This is a genomic window from Maribacter dokdonensis DSW-8 (assembly GCF_001447995.1).
GTDB lineage: Bacteria > Bacteroidota > Bacteroidia > Flavobacteriales > Flavobacteriaceae > Maribacter > Maribacter dokdonensis.
The window spans coordinates 1,810,044-1,830,674 of sequence record NZ_LDPE01000001.1 but is presented as its reverse complement, the minus strand read 5'-3'; the positions used below and the strand labels follow the sequence as shown (position 1 = coordinate 1,830,674).

Genomic DNA, 20,631 nt, shown 5'->3' with positions numbered 1-20,631 from the left:
GCGCTTTTAATATTGTAGCAAAATGGTTACTTCACTTCAAAAGTGATTTTAACATTTACTCTGTAATTTTTGATTTTTCCATCTTCAACGGTAGCGCTTTGCTCGTTGATATAAACCGATTTTATATTTTTTACTGATTTAGATGCTTCCGCAACTGCTTTTTTTGCTGCATCTTCCCATCCGTTGTCAGAATTTGCTAAAATTTCGATTACTTTTAAAACTGCCATAATTAATGATTTTTAGATTTCCTACAAGTTACAAAAATTGAAGGCACACTTTAATTCATTTAAATCGATAATTAGCCGTTTAGCGCAACTACCTCATTTACCTTGTCGCCCATCATATTTTTCAACATTGTTTCTATACCGTTTTTTAGGGTAAATGTAGAAGACGGGCAACCGCTACAGGCGCCTTGTAGAATTACGTTTACAGTTTTGCTGTCCGTGTCATAAGATTGAAACATAATATTTCCTCCATCACTAGCTACAGCCGGTTTTACATATTCTTCCAAAATATCAACAATCTCTTGTGAAGTTTCATCAAGCTCAACTGTACTTTCGGCAGTAATAGTTTCGGATACTTGGGCTTCAGCTCCTATAGCTTTGGCATTATCCGCTACTATTTGTTTTCCTTCGGTAATAAAATTTCTTATTACTTCTCGTAGTTCTACGGTTATATCATCCCATTCCGCAACTTCATATTTAGAAACAGAAACGTAATTTTCATCTATAAATACCTGTTTCACAAACGGAAATTGAAATAGTTCGGTAGCTAGTTTAGAATCTCTTGCTTCGTCTATATTCTTAAATTCGAATGCAGACCCTACTATTTTTTTACTGGCTACAAATTTTATTGTAGATGGGTTGGGAGTTACTTCCGCATATACGGTAACCGGTATGGGTTTGTCCATATCTTCCTCTATGACTATTGGCTCACCTGCATTTAAGTACTCAACTAGTTGTTGTGCCACCTCATCTTTTACATCTTCCCATTGAACAATATCGTAACGTTCCAATCCAATAAAATCTCCAGAAATATAAACTGTTTTAATAAACGGAAGATAGAATAATTGTTGGGCTAATGGACTGTTCTTGGCTTCGTCAATATTTTTAAATTCGTAATTTTTTCGCTGTACTAACAAGTGGTTAGTTTCGAATTTTAATATATGTGGGTTGTTGGTTTTTACTACCGTGATTGAATACTCTTTCATATCTCAAAAATTTTAAGCAAAAATACAAAGGAAATCTTAGTTTGTAGCTACATAATAATGTTGAGGTTAACTCGTTATACACTTTATATTAGCGAAACTAAACCCTAGTTTTAAAGTCCCAAGATGAAATACCATATTCTATTATTGTTTACCGTGCTTGTGATTGGTCTTAAATCTAATGCACAAGAAGGTATTCCTGTTTATTTCGATTATTTGTCAGATAACTATTATTTGGTTTTTCCTTCTATGGCCGGTATTGGTGAAGGTGGAAAAATTAGGGCTACTGCAAGAAAGCAATGGTTTGATGTTGATGATGCACCTAGTTTGCAAACCATTAATGCCCATTTTAGGTTAGGTGATTCTCCAAGTGGTATAGGTGCAATAGTTTTTAACGATGCTAATGGCTATCATTCTCAAACCGGACTTAAACTTACTTACGCTCATCATTTAAGAATGGGCGGTAATGATGTAAGACAGTTAAATCAACTATCTTTTGGTCTTAGCGGTACTATATTACAGAGTAGCTTGGATGAAACCGAATTTAGATCGGTAACTCCCGATCCTGCCGTTTCAGGAATAAAATTAAGTTCTTCTTACGCAAATGTCGATATTGGTGTTTCATACAATTATGGAGAGTTTTACACGCATTTTGCGGTTACAAATGCATTGACCGGAAGCAAAAGAAATTTGTACTATAGGGATAGAAATGATAACCCAGATGAATTGGTAATTGATAATATTAGAAGGTTTTTAGTATCTGCAGGGTATATCTTTGGAAGAAGTGAATGGCAGTTTGAGCCATCAGTACTTTTTCAGTTAACTGAATTTACCAAGGAGAAGAGTTTAGATATTAACGCCAAGGTTTATAAAGATGTAGATTTTGGTCGTATTTGGGGCGGACTCTCATATAGAAGAAGTTTTGATGGAGCTCAATATCAAGATGCAGGTTCATTTGGAGAGCAACGCTTACAGTTGATAACCCCTATAGTTGGTGCTAATTTTAAAAACTTTATGGTGTCGTATAATTATTCGTATCAAATGAATGATTATCGTTTTGATAATGGCGGGTTTCACCAAATTACCTTAGGGTATGATTTTGGACAGACAGAGCGTAAGTATGATTGCTACTGTCCCGCCGCTAATTAAAATAAAAAGGTCAGCTAGTTTGTAACGGACCTTTTTATTAAAATTGATTTACTCCCAGCTATAATTTTTTGATTCGGCTTGCTTTTTGATCGCCTTGATCATGGCATTTTCTAATTCACCTGATTTATCAGCGTTTTGATGTTCGGCTATATATGCTAAACGTTTAGAGTTATATCCTTGAATCTCTTTTTGTATCTGTATTCTTTCTGCTTTTTTAGATTCAATATAATCTTTGATTTCTTTTTCGTTTTTGTTCTTCAGCTCATTGGGTAATTGATCTTTTTCAACAGTACTAATTTCAAATTCCTCATCGGCATAGGCATCAACTAAGTCCCATTTTTTATTATTGTAAAGTCTTGAACTTTTGCTAACAGCTCTTTTAACGGCAATGGCTTCTTCCATCTCTAAAGCATTTTCATCTTGAACTTTCTGTGCCTGGTACTTTTCTCTTCCTAAAGTACCGTACGAAATATATGTGGTGTTTAATTTTGAATTGAGCTTGATTATGATGTCATCATAAGGAGTATTTATATGAACCACTTTTTTATTGTGATCAATAGCCATATACTCTCCGCCTGTTAATGATGCCCCTTTTTTCCAGTCTGTGTTTATGCCCAATTCGTAATTTCCACAAAAAATAGTGTTGACCGTAACCCCTTTTTCATTAGCATTGGTGGTCGCATTTCTATAATTATACCTTCCTTGGTCAAAAGGCTCGTTACCGGCAATGAAAATCATTCGTAGTAAATCTGGATTTTGGTTCCATGGTAATTGTTGTAGCGATGTTTGTAAAACTTTACCACAATATTCTTCACCACCGTTGGTGGTTAATGAGAAGAGTTTTTCAGAAATTTCATCAAGATCACTACTAAATCCAAGAACTTGTTGAATGTATCCTTCACTTGCTGTAAGATTGTCATTCCCATATTGATATATTGCAATTTGTAGGTTGGGTCTAGTGTCATTTCCGCATTTAGCCAAACTGAACTCGTTTACAATATCCCAAAGTTGAGACTTGGCTTGGTTGATTAAACCGTCCATGCTATTACTTGTATCCAATAACAACGCTATTTGAACAGTATTGTCTTTTTTTGGTTCTACTGGGTTAGTAGCATGTGCAATTAGTTCAATTGGTTTTCTTCTTTCGTTAGTATTACAGGCATATACGCTAGATATGGTCAATAGTCCAATACCTATAGATCCAAGTTGTTTTAAGATTTTCATAGTTTTCGTTTTTAATTCAAGACGAAACTAACCGCTAAGTTTTTCTTAGAATAATTGAAATGAGCGAAGGTGCCTTATGGCTTAGTAAAGTGGTTTAATGGGTTTGTTAACTTATGAATAATGCTAGATTAAGTGTATGTTTTGCAATTACTTCATTTTTTAGTACCATAATTATCAGCTAAGTTTACCATAGTAATTGAGTATGAAAGATTATTGTATTTACATAATGGTTTGTTTGTTTTTGGGGTGGAACGTTATCTATTCACAATCTCAAAACAATGCACTAAAATTCAATTTAAAAGGTAGGGTTGAGGTTAGGAGCACAGGACAACCAATTTCCGGTGTTTCTATTTCAAATGATATGGGGGTGTTCGTGGTTACTAATGCCTTGGGAGAATTTGAAATTAAAACAAGAATTGGTGATCAACTCATAATTGAGCATCAGGATATTGAGACATTATGGTATAATGTTGAAAAAAATGATGATGTACTGATCTTGGTAGAAGGCTTTGAGTCTTCGGCTGGTGACAGGTCAAATTCACCGCCTGATATTTCTATAAGACATCAACAACTGTTAGATTCCGCAGAACACTACAAAGCCAAGGATATTGAAAAGAGTATTGACTTTGTGGCCCAATCTATAGCTTTATTAGGAAAAAGAGGGAGAAGGAAGGAATTGGCACGATCGCTTTCCAAACTTGGGGAGGTCTATCAATATTACAAGCAATTGGATTTAGCTATTGATAACTATGAAGATGCGTTAGAGAACAATAAGACCATTGCCACATCTTTATTGTTGGGCAGGGCGTACAATTTAACGTCAAGATTCAATGAGACTATAGGTTTATTGGATCCGTTGTCGAAGGTAAAAACAATGCCGCCTTATCAAAGTGCAGTACTTTATGAACTATTAGGTGATGCTAAAAAGGGTGAGGGCAAAACCAAAGAAGCAATAGAGTTGTATAACAGAGGTCTGTTGATTGCCGAAAAAAATCAGAATACCTCAAAAATGATCGACTTGAATTCCAAATTGGCCGATTCATATTCTATTGATAACCAAGCTATGGAGGCAGAGGCTTATTATAGAAATTCATTGGAACTTGCGGTACAATCAGCACCAAAAAGGGCATTGCAAGAAAAAGAAAAGGTAGCGGATTTTTACAATACTAAAAGTAGGTTCAATGAAGAAATCAATATGCGTAAAAGTAGTTTACAGGAATTAAAAAGATTGAACGCGCCTAATGTTGGACTTAAAAAGCTTGAACTTGGAGATACGATAACATCACAACGAATAAATTATAAGATTGCAAATGCCTACATCTCTCAAGATAAGTACAATGAGGCAATTCCCTTTTTAGAAAAGAGTATTGTTGAGGCTGACTCAGATGATGATTTGGTGGTGCAAAAAGATGCCACAAGAAAACTGTCTGAAGTGTATAAGGTGAAAGGGGATTTTACCAAGGCCTTGGAAACTTACCAGACTTACGTGGCATTGGTAGATTCATTATATGTACGAAAAGAACAAGAAATCTCTAGGGCTAGTCGCTTTAATAGAGAGATAGCAAATGCTCAAAACCGACTTACGGGCTTGGAACAGGAGCGAGAACTGTCTAAAAGTAAATATGATTTAGCTTTAACGGAGCAAGAGCTGGTAAAGGAAAGTAATAAGAGACAACAGCTGGTTATCTACTCTTTAATATTTGGGTTATTATTGACCCTTTTGGCAGCCTTCTTCTTTTATCGAAGTAATCAACAACAGAAATTGGCAAATAACTTATTAGCCTTGAAATCATTGCGCTCTCAAATGAATCCGCATTTTATTTTCAACGCATTAAATTCCGTTAATAATTTTATTTCTAAAAGTGATGAGCGCAGTGCTAATAGATATCTTAGTGACTTTTCCAAATTAATGCGCTCTGTACTAGAAAACTCTGAAGAAGATTTTATTCCCTTAGAAAAAGAATTACAGCAATTGGAATTATACATAAAGCTAGAGCATTCTAGATTTGAAGACAAATTTGACTATCAAATTACCGTAGATGAGACTGTACAGGTATCCAAGTTTCAAATACCTCCAATGTTATTACAACCCTACATTGAAAATGCCATTTGGCATGGATTAAGATATAGGGAAGAAAAAGGAGAGCTTTTAGTTGACGTTAAGGAGAATAGTGAAGACTCTATAGTAATTTCAATTATAGATAATGGTATTGGCAGAAAGAAATCTGCAGAAATAAAAACCCAAAATCAAAAGAAACAAAAATCTAAAGGAATGGGTATTATTCAAAAACGCGTGGCAATATTGAATGATATGTATACCGATAAGGTGGATATTAAAATTTCAGATTTACAAGAGAACGGAACCGGAACTAAAGTTTTATTTATTTTAAAAAGGGAGAAATGAGCTTAAATGCAATTATAGTGGAAGATGAGGCCAATAGTAGGGAGATATTACGAAATTATATCTCTAAATATTGCCCTAGTGTACAATTGTTGGGAGAGGCTTCATCAATTAAGGATGCTTTGACTCTAATTGGGAGTAATAGTTTAGATCTCGTTTTTTTAGATGTAGAAATGCCGTTCGGTAATGCTTTTGATTTACTGGATCAACTGCCCGATAGAACTTTTGAAACCGTTTTTGTTACCGCGTATGATCATTATGCAAAAGATGCTTTAAACAATCATGCTGCATACTACCTAACCAAGCCAATTAATATAGATGAACTGGTAAATGCAGTAGCTTATGTAGAAACTGTTCGTGAAAAAGAGGCAAGTTTGGAAGGAGAAGTGCTAAGTACAAAATCTAATGGGGTAGAGGGGAAATTGACTTTGCCTCAACAAGATGGTTTTCAAGTCCTGAATATTGCCGATATTTTGTATTGTAAGGCAGATGATAATTATACTGAAATTTACCTGTTGAACAAGAAAATATTAGTGAGTAAAACCTTAAAGTATTTTGAGGATGCATTAAAAAATTATCCTTTTGCGCGTGTTCATAAATCTTTTTTGGTCAATGTGAACGAGGTGGTGAAGTATAAAAAAGGTAAAGGGGGCAGCGTGGTGATGTCTAACGGAAAAGAAGTTATGGTGTCCGCTTCAAAAAAGAAAGATTTTCTATCATATTTTAATTAATGTACAAATGATAAAAGCGGTTAGGGGTAAAGAACCAATTATAGGGGAAGATTGTTTTATAGCTGAAAATGCAACAATAGTTGGTGAGGTAAGTATGGGTAAGCAATGTAGTGTTTGGTTCAATGCAGTTTTAAGGGGAGATGTTCATTTTATAAAAATGGGCAATAAAGTAAATGTTCAAGATGGTGCTGTGGTTCATTGTACGTATTTGAAGTCTCCAACAACTATTGGTAATAATGTTTCTATTGGTCATAATGCAATTGTTCATGGTTGTACCATTCATGATAACGTATTGGTGGGTATGGGAAGTATAATTATGGATGATTGCATTGTAGAAAGTAATAGTATAATTGCAGCAGGAGCAGTTCTTACAAAAGGAACCCATGTGCCGTCTGGAAGTATTTTTGCCGGTATGCCCGCAAAGAAGATAAAGGATATTAGTCCTGAGCTTAGTTCAGGTGAAATTAATAGAATTGCAGAGGCATATACAATGTATTCAGGCTGGTTTAAAGAATAATCGTTGACTCAAAAAGAATTGAGGGTATGGCAATCTAGCTAAAATACGTACTTTTGATCCACCAAAACTAAAAGTTATGAACGCATATGTTTTTCCTGGGCAAGGTGCTCAATTTGTTGGAATGGGGTTAGATTTATACGAGAAATACCCTATTGCAAAAGAATTGTTTCTTAAAGCCAATGATATTTTAAGCTTTGAAATTACTGAGGTTATGTTCAATGGTACTGCTGAAGGTTTAAAAGAGACCAAAGTAACCCAGCCTGCTATTTTCTTGCACTCCGTGATTTTAAGTAAGGTAATGGGAGATACGTTTAAGCCAGATATGGTTGCAGGTCATTCTTTAGGGGAATTTTCTGCACTTGTGGCAAACAATACCCTTAGTTTTGAAGACGGACTTAAATTGGTATCGCAACGTGCTTTGGCAATGCAAAAGGCGTGTGAACTTAAGCCATCGACTATGGCTGCGGTATTAGGGTTAGAAGATGCTGTTGTAGAAAAAGTTTGTGCAGAAATTGACGGAATTGTTGTGGCTGCAAATTACAATTGCCCTGGTCAATTGGTTATTTCAGGTGAGGTGTCTGCTGTAGAACAAGCTTGTGAAAAGTTAAAAGAAGCTGGAGCAAGACGTGCATTAATGTTACCCGTAGGTGGTGCTTTTCACTCTCCATTAATGGAGCCTGCTAGAGAAGAATTGGCTGCGGCCATAGATGATACAACTTTTTCAATGCCAAGTTGTCCTATCTATCAAAATGTTCCTACAACTGCGGTGCACAGTGCAGATGAAATAAAAAAGAATTTAATGTTGCAATTGACGGCACCGGTAAAATGGACACAAAGTGTGCAGCAAATGGTGAATGATGGTGCTACTATTTTTACTGAAATAGGTCCTGGTAAGGTATTACAAGGGTTGGTAAGAAAGATTGAGCCTTCGGTTACAACGCAATCACCGCAACTAACAGACTAGCCTTTGTTTCCTTAATATTACCATTTAACCCATAAATCCTTTTTTCAACTGTTTCTGAGAGGTTTACCTTGATTTTTTTGTAATATTGAGACCCTAATTTTTGGTTGTGAATGTAGAACTTTCCCAATCATAATTTAGGGTTTGATAAAGAATGCTATGAAAATAAGTATATACTATAGTCTTTTGAATTTTCAGAATACTAAACGATTTAAGCAAATTTTCTTTGTTTTTACATTGTTGGTTTTTGGGGTTTTCTCCCAATGTGTTTCTGCGCAAACAGTTAATATTACTAAAATTAGTGATGCGGTTGAAGGTGGTTCTAGTGGTAGGTTTAGGATAAGTGTTTCAAATGCTGGTTTTGGTTCAGGTTCTATATCTGTAAAGTACACTGTTTTAGTTTCTAGCACAGCTACCTCTGATGTCGATTATATGGAACTGGAAGAAATAGCAACCGTTAACTATAATGTTGTAGGAAGTGGAAATACCGATGTTGATGTAGACGTATTTCAAGATTCTTTGGTTGAAGGTGAGGAAACTGTTGAAGTTCAATTAGTTAGTGATGTTGGTTATGTTATTGGGTCAAATGATGAAGTAACTATTAATATTTCTGATGATGATGAAGCAACTCTTGAAATAGTTAGTGTATCAAGTGAAGAAGGTAGTAGTTTAAATTTTATCATTAATTCAGATAAAGTTGTACAATACGATTATGATGTAGAAATTGATTTCGTTGATATAGATGCTGAAGGTGGTGAATTACCATTCAATGGGTCAGAAGATTATAATAATGAAACCCAAACGGTCACTTTTATTTCGGGCTCATTAACGCAAAACTTCAATGTTCAAACTAATGATGATACTTTAGTTGAGAATAATGAAACTTTTACCGTGGAATTAAATGCAACTAATGATGCAGTTGTTGATACGGATACTGCTGTCGGTACAATTCTAAATAATGACGTTGGTAATATTACGATTGAAGATGTTACTGAAATGGAAGGGGATAGGTTGCGTTTTAGGGTAGTTAATAATGTTGAAGTTCCTAATGCATTTACAGTATTGGTTAATTTTGTAGATGCAAGTGCAACTGGTGGTGATGTTGATTATGAAAGTGATCAACAGGTTTTAAGTTTTAGTGGTGCTGCTGGACAGGGTAGGAATGTTGATGTCGATACCGAAGATGATAATTTTATTGAGGGAGTTGAAACATTTACAGTTACATTATCATCAAGTGACCCGCTTGTAGATGACTCGGATACTGCAACCGGTTTTATCGAAGATGATGATGCCTATGTTGCATCTATTGCATCTACAGTTGCAACAGCAAGAGAGAACCCTTTGGTTAATGGGAAATTTACCATAAGTTTAAATAGTGTTAATAATTCTGGTTCAGATATCGAAATTGATTATACGCTTAGTGGCACAGCTACTTCGGGAGCAGATTTTGAAAACTTAAGTGGTTCAGCAATAATTGAGAATGGGGAAAGTGAAGTAGAAATCAATATAATTCCAATTAATGATTCTGATGTTGAAAGCAATGAAACGGTTATTTTAAATCTCGTCGTAGGTACAGGATATGAAGTAGGTTCCTCAGATAGTGATACTGTTACAATAGTTAGTGATGATATTGAGTATTTCGCTCAAATTACAGCTTCAGACGGAACTGCTGCGGAAAGTGCTAGTTCTGTTTCTACAGGTGAATTTACCATAAGATTAAGTGAGGAGAATAATACTGGTAGTCCTATTATAGTTGAATTCTTAATTGACGGAACAGCAGATGTCGGAACTGATTTCTCTGCAAGTAGTACAAACGCTGTAAGTATTCCAAATGGGGAGCAAGAAGCCGAAGTGTTAATTACGCCTATTGATGATCAAATTCAAGAAGGTACGGAAACTGTTATAATTACATTACAAAATGGTACTGGTTATTCTTTAGGTTCGGTTGCTACGCAATCGGCTACGGTTGAAATTGAGGATAATGACCAAGCGACATTAACAATTTCTAACGAATCATTAAATGAAGACGATGCTGCCGGTGAAATGGTTTTTGAAGTGGAATTGGATTTAGAGGTTATTGGTGGTACAACGGTTTCATATTCGTTTTTTGATGATACTGCAGAAGGTGGTGGTGTAGATTTTACTGGTAACAATGGTTCTCTGATATTTACTGGCGATGTCGGTGAAACTCAAACTATAACAGTAGCTATTAATGATGATGCTGTTTTAGAAAACACAGAGACTTTTACCGTACAATTGGGGTTGCCAACAAATAATGTGCAACGCGCAAATGGAGGTACGGCTACAGGTACTATACAAGATGATGATAACTGTGTGGCAGCGCCAATTTTAGACGAGTCTGTTTCAAATATTTATTGCGTTGAAAATGCTGGTGATCCCTTTTCGGCTAATTTATTTGATTATACTTCTAGTACAGCACCTGCGGGAACGGTTTTAACTTGGAGTAGGGTTTCCAATCCGTTAAATACGAATTCGCATTTAACCGTTGCAGAGGCTCAAGATGTTGATTTGCCAGCGTCTTATTATGGTTTTTTCTATGATGAAGATAATAATTGTGCAAGTGGTACTATAGAAGTACAAATTGTTCGTAATGTATTGCCACAATTGACGGTTATTAACGATAATGAACGATGTGGTCCGGGCACATTATTATTGAGTGTTGAACCTAGTGATGGCGCCTCTGTAAATTGGTATGATTCTTTAGATGCTGTTACTCCGATCGCCACCGGTGAAACGTTTACGACGCCTTCATTGAATGCTACTGCTACCTATTATGTTGAGGCTACCGAGAATGAATGTACTACTGAAAGACAACCTGTAGTAGCGAGAATTGGGTCTCAGGCTTCAGTCGGGACAGCAACAAATGGTTCTATATGTAATGTGGCAGCAAACGGACTTACGGCAATAGATCTAGATTCTAGGTTAAATGGTGCGGATCCTGGTGTGTGGATTTTTGTATCGGGTCCTGATAATATGACTATTAGCTCTACTAATGTTGTTGAGTTTGAAGGGGCTACTTCTGGTGCTTATGTGTTTAGTTATACTACAACAGATTCTACGGCTCCTTGTGAAAACCCTACCGTAGAAGTTACGATTAATGTGAGCGATTGTGAAACTGATGACGATAATGATGGCTTATTAGGTGGTCAGGAAGTGGTTCTGGGGACTGACTCCAATGATCCTGATACTGACGGCGATGGTATTGAGGATGGTGAAGAAGTAGGTGATAATATCAATAACCCTTTAGATGAGGATGGCGATGGTATTATTGATGCATTGGACTCTAATACGGAAGATGCCGATAATGACGGGGTTAATGATCAGCAAGATCCTGCAAATAATAATCCATGTATACCTAATAGATTTAATGGTAGTTGTGATAGCGATGGTGACGGTATTTCAGATTTAGATGAACAAACAAATGGTTCTGACCCAGATGATCCTTGTGATCCGGTAGCCACACCAAATTGCGATGCGCCTATAGATTTAGAAGTGTTAAAATCAGTGGATAATATTGACGCATTGGTTGGAGATACTATCGTATTTACCATTTTGGTCACTAACTTATCAGATAGAACGGCAAGGTCAATAGTAATTGGTGATTTATTGGAGCTTGGGTTCGAATTTGTGTCCGCTGATTCTGCCGATTATGATGAAATATCGGGTAATTGGAACATTCCAGAACTTGAAGCAGGTATTTCTGTTGAATTGAATATTACTGTTCTTGTCGCAGAACAAGGTCCGTACACAAATACTGCTGTACTATTAGAATCTATACCAACGGATAATAATCCGGATAATGATGAAGCTACGGTAGATTTAAGTACTGAGGCTCCAGAAGGTGTAGACCTAAGAATTTCAAAAGAGGCTAGACCGGATAAGGTGTTAGTGGGAGATGAAGTTGAGTTTGTGATCAGGGTAACCAATATTTCTGTATCTGATGTAGTGACAGATATTATTGTGAATGATCAAATATTACTTGAAAACGGGTTTATGTTTGTTTCGGCAGAATCTGATTTCAATGGTGTTTATGATGAGAATACCGGTAATTGGAATATTCCGGCTTTGGAAAGAGAAGAAACAGCAACTTTAAGGATCAGGGCTGTGGTTCCGGCTACAGGTACGTATACAAATACGGCAAATATCGTAAGGTCTACCCCAAGAGATAGTAATACGTTAAACAATGAGGCTACCGTTGAGGTTGAAGTGATTGAAAAAAGTCCGGCAGACCCAGGCTTCTTGTTCAACCAATTTTCTCCCAATGGAAATAATCAGAATGAGGTACTGCGTATAAACCGTACAGATCCTGAAACCGGTATTGATGTTGCCTTACATTATAAGATTAAGATTTATGATCGATACGGGAACTTGGTATTTGAAACGGAAAAAGTAAATGACGGTGATGTATGGGACGGTACCTATAAAGGAAAAGAAGTGCCAAAAGGAACTTATTTTTATATTATGAATTATAGTATCAATAACGGACCCGAAACATTGGATAAGGGTTGGATACAGCTTATTAGATAAAATAAATTATGGATTATAACTTTAATAAAACTAGTTATACTATTGCCTTAGTGCTATTTTCTCTGATAGGCTTTAATGCATTTTCACAGAAAGAACCGCAGTATACCCAGTACATGTACAATATAGGTAGCTTTAATCCTGCTTATGTGGGTACGGTAGAAAACCCTGAGTTTTCTGGTCTGTATAGAGCTCAATGGATAGATATTCCCGGGGCACCCCGTACATTTCGTTTTGGAGCTAACCTTCCTTTTCAAAATGAAAAAGTTGGATTGGGTTTAAATATTGTTAGTGATCAATTAGGACCAACAACGCAAACCTATGCAGATGTTTCTTATTCATATCAAATTATGGTTACAGCTGAGACTAGACTTTCTTTTGGTATAGATGCAGGAGGTTCTTTTTTAAATGTTGATTTTTCTAAAGGAACTTTTGAAAATCCGGGTGAGGACCTTAATGATGAAATGTTGAGCAAATTTTATCCAACCGTTGGTGCAGGTGCTTTCCTGTATGCTGATGATTGGTACTTAGGTGCCTCTGTTCCTAATTTTTTGACAGAAGGTGTGTATAATGATGAAGTATCATCTATAGTTGAAGACAAACTTCAATTTAATTTTATAGGTGGCTATGTATTTGAACTTTCAGATAATTTAAAGTTTAAACCGGCATTTTTGGTCAATACTATTGCAGGTTCACCCGTGAATGTAAACTTATCGGGTAATTTTTTAATTTCAGATGTATTTACAGCTGGTGCATCCTATCGTCTAGACAATGCATTCAGTGGTTTAGCAGGCTTTCAAATATCAAACCAATTGTTTGCAGGGTATTCTTATGATTACAATACAAACTTGTTAGGTGAGTTCAATAATGGTTCTCATGAAATAATACTAAAATTCTATTTAGGTAGACAAGGAGCAGCGAAATCAAAAGGAAGTGGTGACAAGAATGCGAAAGGAAAACCTAAACAAGTAGATTCACCACGTTTCTTTTAAATAGAACTATAATGAAATTTAAATTTCTCATAACAATTCTGATTATTATACCGCTTTTGGGTTTTGCCCAAGACAAGAAGTCCAAGGCAGATAATCTTTTTTATGGATATCGCTACCAACAGGCAATTGCAGAGTATAAAAAGGAAATGGAAAAGAAACCATTGACTAACCATCAATTACTGAATTTAGCGGACTCATACTTTAGCACGGGTAAATATGATAATGCTTCAGAGCTATATTTAGAGGTCAATAAGAATGACACTATTATGTCTGTGAACAGGTTCAATAAAATGTTGCAAAGCCTTTCTAAAAATTCAGAACGAGATAGAGTGAAAACTTTTCTTAGGTCAAAAGCGGATAAATTATCTCCAGAACTTTTAGAAAATGCAGAGTTCAATTATAGCTTATTGGAAATTCCGGCAGGCAATGAAGATAAAACAATTCGCGATTTAGGGGTTAATAGTCCTCAGGGAGATTTCTCCCCTGCGTTTTATAAAAATGGAATATTATTCAGTAGTAGTAGATCTAGAAATTCAAAAAATGTATATGGGCCTACGGGTGAATCGTATTTGGATATTTATTTTGCTAGAATAAGTTCAACAAATACGCTTGTAGATGTAGAAACTTTTAAAGAAATACCGGCTACCGAGTTTCATAAATCAACACCTTATTACTCAACAAAATTGTCCACGTTCTTTTACATTCTTTCCAACACCGAAGATGGTGAATTAAGATATGATGAAAATGGGAAGAATGCTTTGGCCATTGGTACACTTTCAGAAAATGGTAGATTTAGATTTATCTTAAAGGATTTAAGTACTTCTTTTTATTATCCATTTTTTGATGATACTACTGAACGATTATATTTTGCGGCAAATTTTGATGATAGTTACGGTGGTACAGACCTATATTATGTGTACACCAATAACGGTCAAATAATGTCTGCTCCAATTAATTTGGGACCTAGAATAAATTCACCCGGAAATGAAATAGCTCCATATATCTATGAAGGAAGCTTATATTTTTCTTCCGACGTTTTTTATGGTCTAGGTGGTATGGATGTTTATAAATCTAATATCCTAGCTAATGAAACATATACCATTCCTGTAAATTTAGGTGAAGGTATCAATTCGGTATCCGATGATTTCGGCTTTATAATCCAGAAGGCTAAGGAGGGTAATGGATTGTCCGGTTTTTTCGCTTCAAATAGAAAAGGAGGAAAAGGTGGGGATGATCTTTATGGTTTTATGCTCGATAAATCACCAGGATTAAAAACATTTGCACTTGGTGGCAAGGTGGTTAATCTAAGAAATAAAGCAGGTTTGGAAGGAGCACAGGTAAGACTGTTGAGTCAAAATGGAGATATTTTAAAGGAAGTTGTGTCTAATTCGGACGGAAGTTTTAGAATCGAGGTGCCATGGATGTCTCAGATCACCATACAGGCAATGAGTGACGGTTATTCTATTTTCTCCACTACCTACTCTGAAGAAGGGATGGAGGAAATTCAAAATTCCTCTTACAATATGGGGCTTGCCAAAATGGAAGATTTGGTAACGGAACGGGAAGAGAAAACAGTTATTAAATTGGATAAGTTTTATTTTGATAAGGGAAAGTCAACTTTGAATGCTCAAGTAGAGGGGCAATTGAAAAAAGTTATAGACGCAGTAGAACGCTTTCCGCAAATAAGATTAAGAATTCTTTCGTATACGGACAGTAGGGGTAGTAGTTCTTATAATAAAAGATTGTCACAAGACAGGGCCAATACCATTAAGCAGTATTTGTTGAACAATGGTTTGGGTTCACATAATATACTTGAGGCTACTGGGTATGGAGAAGAGAATATTGTAAACAATTGTACCAATGGCGCTTATTGTTTAGATTTTCTTCATAAACAAAATGAACGAACACTTTTTGTAGTAGAATAGGGAAAAAAACCTTGCCTACTATAAAATGATAATATAGAAATAGTAAAGCGCAAAGAGGGTGAGAAACAAGATACCTACATAGGTTAAAAATCTTAGCTGCTTATTGGGCCAAAATTTTGGGTCTAGATCACTACTGGTAACATTTTTTAAATTCATGTATCCTACTAATGGCGCTACAACGAAAGATACAAAAGTGGCCAAAGCAACTAAATTTCCCATGTTTGCACTAAACGCGGCAATTACAATAAAGTTGATGAAGGTCAAGATGAGTATTCCTGTGGTGTAAGCGTTTTTTGTGCTATACCATTTCTCTTTTGGTTTTAATAAGGAAATAATATCCAAACTTACCCTTGCCAATGCATCATGTGCCGTCATGCATGTGCTAAACATAGTGGCAAATGCTGAAATTGCTATAAATAGATAGGCCCAAGTGCCAATATGCTCAGTAAACAGGCGAACAACTTGATCCGCAAAGCTTATGGCATTATTACTGAGCTGGGTGTTGGTTCCATATAATGTATACCATCCTATGACCATAAAAAATACCGCAAGAATTGCCGTTATAATATAGCCTATATTAAATTCTTGTAAAGATTCTTTTAAACTTGGCTTTTCTTGATTTTTCCATTTTTCTATGCTCCACAAGCTAATCCAGCTAGAAGCTTCAACGGTCGTAGGCATCCACCCAATTAACCCTATTAAAAAAAGAATTCCTACTTCATTGAAAATAGGTAGTGGTTCAAAGTCCAATGCATGGTCAACCGGTCCTTTGACAATCACTAGTACGGTTGTAACCAATAGTGCAATGAACAATATGCTTATTACAAACTTTAAACTAATCTCCAAGAATTTATATTTTCCAAAAATCAAAAGGGCACTAATGATCAAGAAAAGAGATAAAGCTACAATAGCAATAGAACTATGTCCAATATTAAACAAGTTTATGAATAGCCCTGCAGTAACGGTGTACAATGCCGCTAAGATGGTAAAAGTGGTAACAAATGTTATGATGGCATAGAACCATAAATAAGCTTTACCACGGTTTAGGTATCCTTCTATCAATGTTTTATTGGTGACGTTAGTGTACCTTACTCCAAATTCGAAAAATGGATACTTTAATACGTTGGCCAGTATAATAGGTATTATCATAAGCCAACCATATTGGGCACCGGCTTTAGTAGATAGTACCAAGTGAGAGGTGCCAATGGCCATACTGGCAAATAAGATTCCTGGACCTAAATTTTTCAGTACTGTTTTAAAACTTGGCATTACTTATAAGATTAGTTGGTAAGATTAAAAGTAAGCTATTTTATTTCTATAGTGGTGCCATAGAATTTTGGTTGGGTATTTAAAAGCATATCGATAAATACCTTTACCCGTGCCAAATATTCCCTTAGCTGCACTTTTATGCCTTGACTGGTAGAAACGTCTTGAGCGTTAAATCCAATAGCGTTGAGCCCTTTTTGTTTGGCTATATAAATAGCTCTCTCGTTATGGAATTTTTGCGAGATTACGGTAACATTGTTCAACCCAAAAATAAACTTTGCTCTAAACATTGAGTCTAAAGTCCTAAAACCTGCATAGTCCAAGAAAATTGCCCGCTCAGGAATACCAGCCTTTATTAAATCTTTTTTAAAGGTATCTGGCTCATTATAGTAAATACTGCCATTATCACCACTAACAAGTATAAATTCTATTTTACCGGCATTGTACAATGCTTTGGTGGCATTTATACGATAAGTGTAATACGGATTGGGAGAGCCATTGGTTAGTTTGTTTGAGGTTCCTAAAACTAAACCTACTCTGTTCTTGGGTGTTGATGAGATGTCGGTAAAGGTTTTTCCGTCAGCGGTGTTTGAAATTATGATATTACATGTAAAAATGACGAATACTAACAGTATGAAAAGTAATCCGAGTATTTTGAGAATTTTTTTTAGCATGTAAACTATTTCAATACTAAAGTTAGTAAATAACTTTTGACTTCAATCTGTTAAGTAGATTAAATAAAAAACCCCTGAAATCAATTGATTTCAGGGGTTTGTGGTACTCGAGGCGGGACTTGAACCCGCACGCCCCAAAGAGCACAGGATTTTAAGTCCGGCGTGTCTACCAATTCCACCACTCGAGCATACTTGGTTTTTTTAAAAATGTTGCTGAACAACATTTTGCAGAGCGAAAAACGGGATTCGAACCCGCGACCTCCACCTTGGCAAGGTGGCGCTCTACCAGCTGAGCTATTTTCGCAAGTTTATGAACGTGCATCTCTTAAAAGATGCGGGTGCAAATTTAATACAATTCTGTAAATTCCAAAGTAAAAAAGTGTAAAAGAATTAAATATTTTATGATGTCGCCTTTTTGTCCTTGGTTAACAGACGTTTAATCTCATTTAATTTCATTAATGCTTCTACAGGTGTGAGCGTATCTATGTCCAAATGGGTTATTTCATCCTTTATTTCTTCCAATAACGGATCGTCCAAATTGAAAAAACTAAGTTGCATTTCGTCAGAATCGTTTATAAGCTTATCCGTTACCTCACCACTTACATGTTTGTTTTCTAATTTTTTTAGAATCTTGTTGGCTTTTTGAATTACTTGTTGTGGCATACCGGCCATTTTAGCTACATGAATACCAAAACTATGTTCACTACCTCCGGGGATTAATTTTCTTAAGAAGAGAACGTTGTCTTTTAGTTCTTTGATGGCTACATTGAAATTTTTAATACGGCCAAAGGTATTGGTCATTTCATTTAGCTCGTGATAATGGGTGGCGAACATGGTTTTTGCCCTTGCTGGGTGCTCATGTAAATATTCGGATATGGCCCAGGCAATAGAAATACCATCATAGGTACTGGTACCACGACCTATTTCATCTAACAGTACCAAGCTACGCTCAGACAGGTTGTTAAGAATAGAGGCGGTTTCGTTCATTTCGACCATAAAAGTAGATTCGCCCATTGAAATGTTATCGCTGGCTCCTACGCGGGTAAATATTTTATCAACGACGCCAATTTTAGCCGTTTCCGCAGGAACAAAACTTCCCATTTGTGCCAATAGCACTATTAATGCCGTTTGCCTTAGTAATGCGGATTTACCACTCATATTGGGACCGGTGATCATTATGAACTGTTGATTGGATCTGTCTAACTGTAAATCGTTTGCAATGTACTGTTCTCCTAATGGTAATTGTTTTTCAATGACAGGGTGTCTTCCTTCGGTAATCTCTAAATCAGTAGAGTCGTTCAATGTAGGGCAGTTATAGGCATTCTCTTTTGCCAATTGGGCAAATCCGCAAAGACAGTCTAACTGCGCAACCAGGTGTGCATTGTTCTGTACGGGGGTAATGTATTCTTGCATCCACACAACCAATTGAGAGAAAAGCTGCTGTTCCAAGGTTAGAATACGGTCTTCAGCTCCTAAAATTTTTGCTTCATATTCTTTTAGTTCTTCGGTAATGTAGCGTTCTGCATTGACCAAAGTTTGCTTACGCGTCCAATTTTCCGGAACCTTGTCTTTATGGGTATTTCTTACTTCAATGTAATATCCAAAAACATTGTTGGACGCTATTTTTAGGGATGTAATGCCGGTTGCAGCTGTTTCCCTTTCCAACATATTATTTAAATAGTTCTTTCCAGATGTGGCTAAACCTCTTAGTTCGTCTAGCTCTTCTGAAAATCCTTGGGCTATAGTGCTACCTTTTAAAATGTTTACAGGTGCCTCTTCGCTAAGCATTTCTTTGATTTTAGCCCTTAACAAATCGCAGGATTGTATTTGATCTCCTGTAAGTGCCAAAGACTCGTTTTCAGATGAAGTAGCCAATTGTTTGATAGGTATTAAAGCTTCGAGCGAATTCTTTAATTGAACCACTTCTTTAGGGTTTACTTTTCCTGTAGCTACCTTAGAGATCAATCGCTCTATATCGCCCATCTGCTTAATATGGTGCTGAAATTTTTCTAATGTCACCTCATTTTGGTGTAAGTAAGAAACAATTTCCTGTCGCCGGGTAATTTTTTGCAGGTTCTTAAGAGGTAGTGCAAGCCATCGTTTTATCATTCGCCCACCCATGGGTGATATCGTTTTGTCGATAACATCTAAAAGCGTCACCGCGTTTACATTGGTGGAATGATAGAGTTCAAGGTTTTTAATGGTAAACCTATCCATCCATATATAATCATCTTCAGCAATACGTTGTAATTTTGATATGTGCTGTAATTGTCTGTGCTGTGTTTCTCCTAAATAGTGTAAAACAACTCCAGATGCTATAATCCCACAGGTTAGATGGTCAACGCCAAAACCTTTTAAGGTGTTGGTGTTAAAGTGTGAGGTAAGATTTTCCAAGGCATAATCTTCTTGGAAAACCCAATCTTCTAAATAAAAGAGATGGTGGTTTTTACCGAAAACATCTAAAAACTCCTTCTTATGGGCTTTAGATATCAATACCTCATTAGGTGAAAAATTTTGTAATAATTTATCAATTTGTTCTTCGCTGCCTTCAGAAGTTAAAAATTCACCTGTAGAAATATCAACGAATGAAATCCCTATTTTTTTCCTTCCAAAATGAATTGCACAAAGAAAATTATTGGTCTTTGAGTTTAAGATGTCATCGTTCATGGCTACCCCAGGTGTAACCAATTCCGTAACTCCTCTCTTTACAATGGTTTTGGTCTGTTTGGGGTCTTCTAATTGGTCGCAGATAGCAACGCGTTGCCCCGCTTTAACCAATTTGGGTAAATATGTGTTTAATGAATGGTGGGGAAATCCGGCCAATTCTGTTCGTTCTCCACCATTATTTCTATTGGTCAGTATAATACCAAGAATACGTGAAGCCTTCACTGCATCTTCACCAAAAGTTTCATAAAAATCACCTACTCTAAAAAGCAATAGGGCATCAGGATATTTGGTCTTGATGGTGTTATATTGCTTCATTAAAGGGGTTACCTTTTTTGTTTTGCTTTTTTCCGCCACTTTATCTTTATCTCATTA

General features: G+C 36.1%; 14 protein-coding genes and 2 tRNA genes. 8 read left to right on the top strand and 8 right to left on the bottom strand.

What is annotated here, in order from left to right; genetic code table 11:
* Window positions 1-26: 26 nt before the first annotated feature.
* Both I600_RS08000 and I600_RS07995 read right to left on the bottom strand, forming a co-directional pair.
* Window positions 27-227 (bottom strand): dodecin family protein, encoded by a 201-nt coding sequence (locus I600_RS08000; protein ID WP_036151958.1) that lies wholly within the window; start codon window positions 225-227, stop codon window positions 27-29.
* A gap of 71 nt (window positions 228-298) precedes the next feature.
* On the bottom strand, window positions 299-1,210 hold the full coding sequence (locus I600_RS07995; RefSeq protein WP_058103917.1) for a NifU family protein: 912 nt from the start codon (window positions 1,208-1,210) through the stop codon (window positions 299-301).
* A gap of 123 nt (window positions 1,211-1,333) precedes the next feature.
* On the opposite strand from I600_RS07995, the gene I600_RS07990 reads away from it, so the two are divergent.
* Complete coding sequence (locus tag I600_RS07990; RefSeq protein ID WP_058103916.1) at window positions 1,334-2,356, top strand: PorP/SprF family type IX secretion system membrane protein; 1,023 nt, start codon at window positions 1,334-1,336, stop codon at window positions 2,354-2,356.
* A gap of 48 nt (window positions 2,357-2,404) precedes the next feature.
* On the opposite strand, the gene I600_RS07985 is transcribed toward I600_RS07990, so the two are convergent.
* Window positions 2,405-3,580: a vWA domain-containing protein gene (locus tag I600_RS07985; protein WP_058103915.1), complete on the bottom strand. Its 1,176-nt coding sequence runs from the start codon at window positions 3,578-3,580 to the stop codon at window positions 2,405-2,407.
* 202 nt (window positions 3,581-3,782) lie between these two features.
* Between I600_RS07985 and I600_RS07980 the strand changes: the two genes are divergently transcribed.
* From I600_RS07980 to I600_RS07950, 7 genes are all read left to right on the top strand, one after another.
* Entirely contained in the window at window positions 3,783-5,984 is a 2,202-nt protein-coding gene (locus I600_RS07980) for a tetratricopeptide repeat-containing sensor histidine kinase (RefSeq protein ID WP_058103914.1), read from the top strand.
* Complete coding sequence (locus tag I600_RS07975; protein WP_058103913.1) at window positions 5,981-6,712, top strand: LytR/AlgR family response regulator transcription factor; 732 nt, start codon at window positions 5,981-5,983, stop codon at window positions 6,710-6,712. Before I600_RS07980 ends, I600_RS07975 begins: the two co-directional genes overlap by 4 nt.
* Window positions 6,713-6,719: 7 nt before the next feature.
* Window positions 6,720-7,229, top strand: a complete 510-nt coding sequence (locus tag I600_RS07970) for a gamma carbonic anhydrase family protein (protein WP_058103912.1) — start codon at window positions 6,720-6,722, stop codon at window positions 7,227-7,229.
* A gap of 76 nt (window positions 7,230-7,305) precedes the next feature.
* Window positions 7,306-8,193, top strand: a complete 888-nt coding sequence (fabD, locus tag I600_RS07965; protein ID WP_058103911.1) for an ACP S-malonyltransferase — start codon at window positions 7,306-7,308, stop codon at window positions 8,191-8,193.
* Window positions 8,194-8,349: 156 nt separating this feature from the next.
* Complete coding sequence (locus I600_RS07960; protein ID WP_058103910.1) at window positions 8,350-12,738, top strand: Calx-beta domain-containing protein; 4,389 nt, start codon at window positions 8,350-8,352, stop codon at window positions 12,736-12,738.
* Between the two features lie 8 nt (window positions 12,739-12,746).
* Complete coding sequence (locus tag I600_RS07955; protein ID WP_058103909.1) at window positions 12,747-13,727, top strand: PorP/SprF family type IX secretion system membrane protein; 981 nt, start codon at window positions 12,747-12,749, stop codon at window positions 13,725-13,727.
* An 11-nt stretch (window positions 13,728-13,738) separates the two neighbouring features.
* A complete protein-coding gene (locus I600_RS07950) occupies window positions 13,739-15,652 on the top strand; it encodes an OmpA family protein (protein ID WP_058103908.1) in 1,914 nt (637 codons plus the stop codon).
* Between the two features lie 18 nt (window positions 15,653-15,670).
* Here I600_RS07950 and I600_RS07945 read toward each other — a convergent pair whose 3' ends face one another.
* The 5 genes from I600_RS07945 to mutS all read right to left on the bottom strand — a co-directional run bounded on the left by I600_RS07945 (window position 15,671) and on the right by mutS (window position 20,574).
* The gene (locus I600_RS07945; protein ID WP_058103907.1) at window positions 15,671-16,921 is read right to left on the bottom strand and encodes an NRAMP family divalent metal transporter; all 1,251 of its coding nucleotides are present in this window, start codon (window positions 16,919-16,921) and stop codon (window positions 15,671-15,673) included.
* Window positions 16,922-16,956: 35 nt separating this feature from the next.
* Window positions 16,957-17,592 carry a SanA/YdcF family protein gene (locus I600_RS07940; protein ID WP_058103906.1) on the bottom strand — a complete coding sequence of 212 codons (636 nt, stop codon included), beginning with the start codon at window positions 17,590-17,592 and terminating at the stop codon, window positions 16,957-16,959.
* Window positions 17,593-17,693: 101 nt separating this feature from the next.
* A tRNA-Leu gene (locus I600_RS07935) sits at window positions 17,694-17,780 on the bottom strand.
* 43 nt (window positions 17,781-17,823) lie between these two features.
* Window positions 17,824-17,896: transfer RNA gene (locus I600_RS07930), tRNA-Gly, on the bottom strand.
* A 95-nt stretch (window positions 17,897-17,991) separates the two neighbouring features.
* Complete coding sequence (gene mutS, locus I600_RS07925) at window positions 17,992-20,574, bottom strand: DNA mismatch repair protein MutS (RefSeq protein WP_058104321.1); 2,583 nt, start codon at window positions 20,572-20,574, stop codon at window positions 17,992-17,994.
* Between the last annotated feature and the right edge of the window lie 57 nt (window positions 20,575-20,631).

Coding starts and splice junctions, on each gene's coding strand:
- I600_RS08000 (WP_036151958.1), bottom strand. CDS start 227: ATGGCAGTTTTAAAAGTAATCGAAATTTTAGCAAATTCTGACAACGGA.
- I600_RS07995 (WP_058103917.1), bottom strand. CDS start 1,210: ATGAAAGAGTATTCAATCACGGTAGTAAAAACCAACAACCCACATATA.
- I600_RS07990 (WP_058103916.1), top strand. CDS start 1,334: ATGAAATACCATATTCTATTATTGTTTACCGTGCTTGTGATTGGTCTT.
- I600_RS07985 (WP_058103915.1), bottom strand. CDS start 3,580: ATGAAAATCTTAAAACAACTTGGATCTATAGGTATTGGACTATTGACC.
- I600_RS07980 (WP_058103914.1), top strand. CDS start 3,783: ATGAAAGATTATTGTATTTACATAATGGTTTGTTTGTTTTTGGGGTGG.
- I600_RS07975 (WP_058103913.1), top strand. CDS start 5,981: ATGAGCTTAAATGCAATTATAGTGGAAGATGAGGCCAATAGTAGGGAG.
- I600_RS07970 (WP_058103912.1), top strand. CDS start 6,720: ATGATAAAAGCGGTTAGGGGTAAAGAACCAATTATAGGGGAAGATTGT.
- fabD (WP_058103911.1), top strand. CDS start 7,306: ATGAACGCATATGTTTTTCCTGGGCAAGGTGCTCAATTTGTTGGAATG.
- I600_RS07960 (WP_058103910.1), top strand. CDS start 8,350: ATGAAAATAAGTATATACTATAGTCTTTTGAATTTTCAGAATACTAAA.
- I600_RS07955 (WP_058103909.1), top strand. CDS start 12,747: ATGGATTATAACTTTAATAAAACTAGTTATACTATTGCCTTAGTGCTA.
- I600_RS07950 (WP_058103908.1), top strand. CDS start 13,739: ATGAAATTTAAATTTCTCATAACAATTCTGATTATTATACCGCTTTTG.
- I600_RS07945 (WP_058103907.1), bottom strand. CDS start 16,921: ATGCCAAGTTTTAAAACAGTACTGAAAAATTTAGGTCCAGGAATCTTA.
- I600_RS07940 (WP_058103906.1), bottom strand. CDS start 17,592: ATGCTAAAAAAAATTCTCAAAATACTCGGATTACTTTTCATACTGTTA.
- mutS (WP_058104321.1), bottom strand. CDS start 20,574: ATGAAGCAATATAACACCATCAAGACCAAATATCCTGATGCCCTATTG.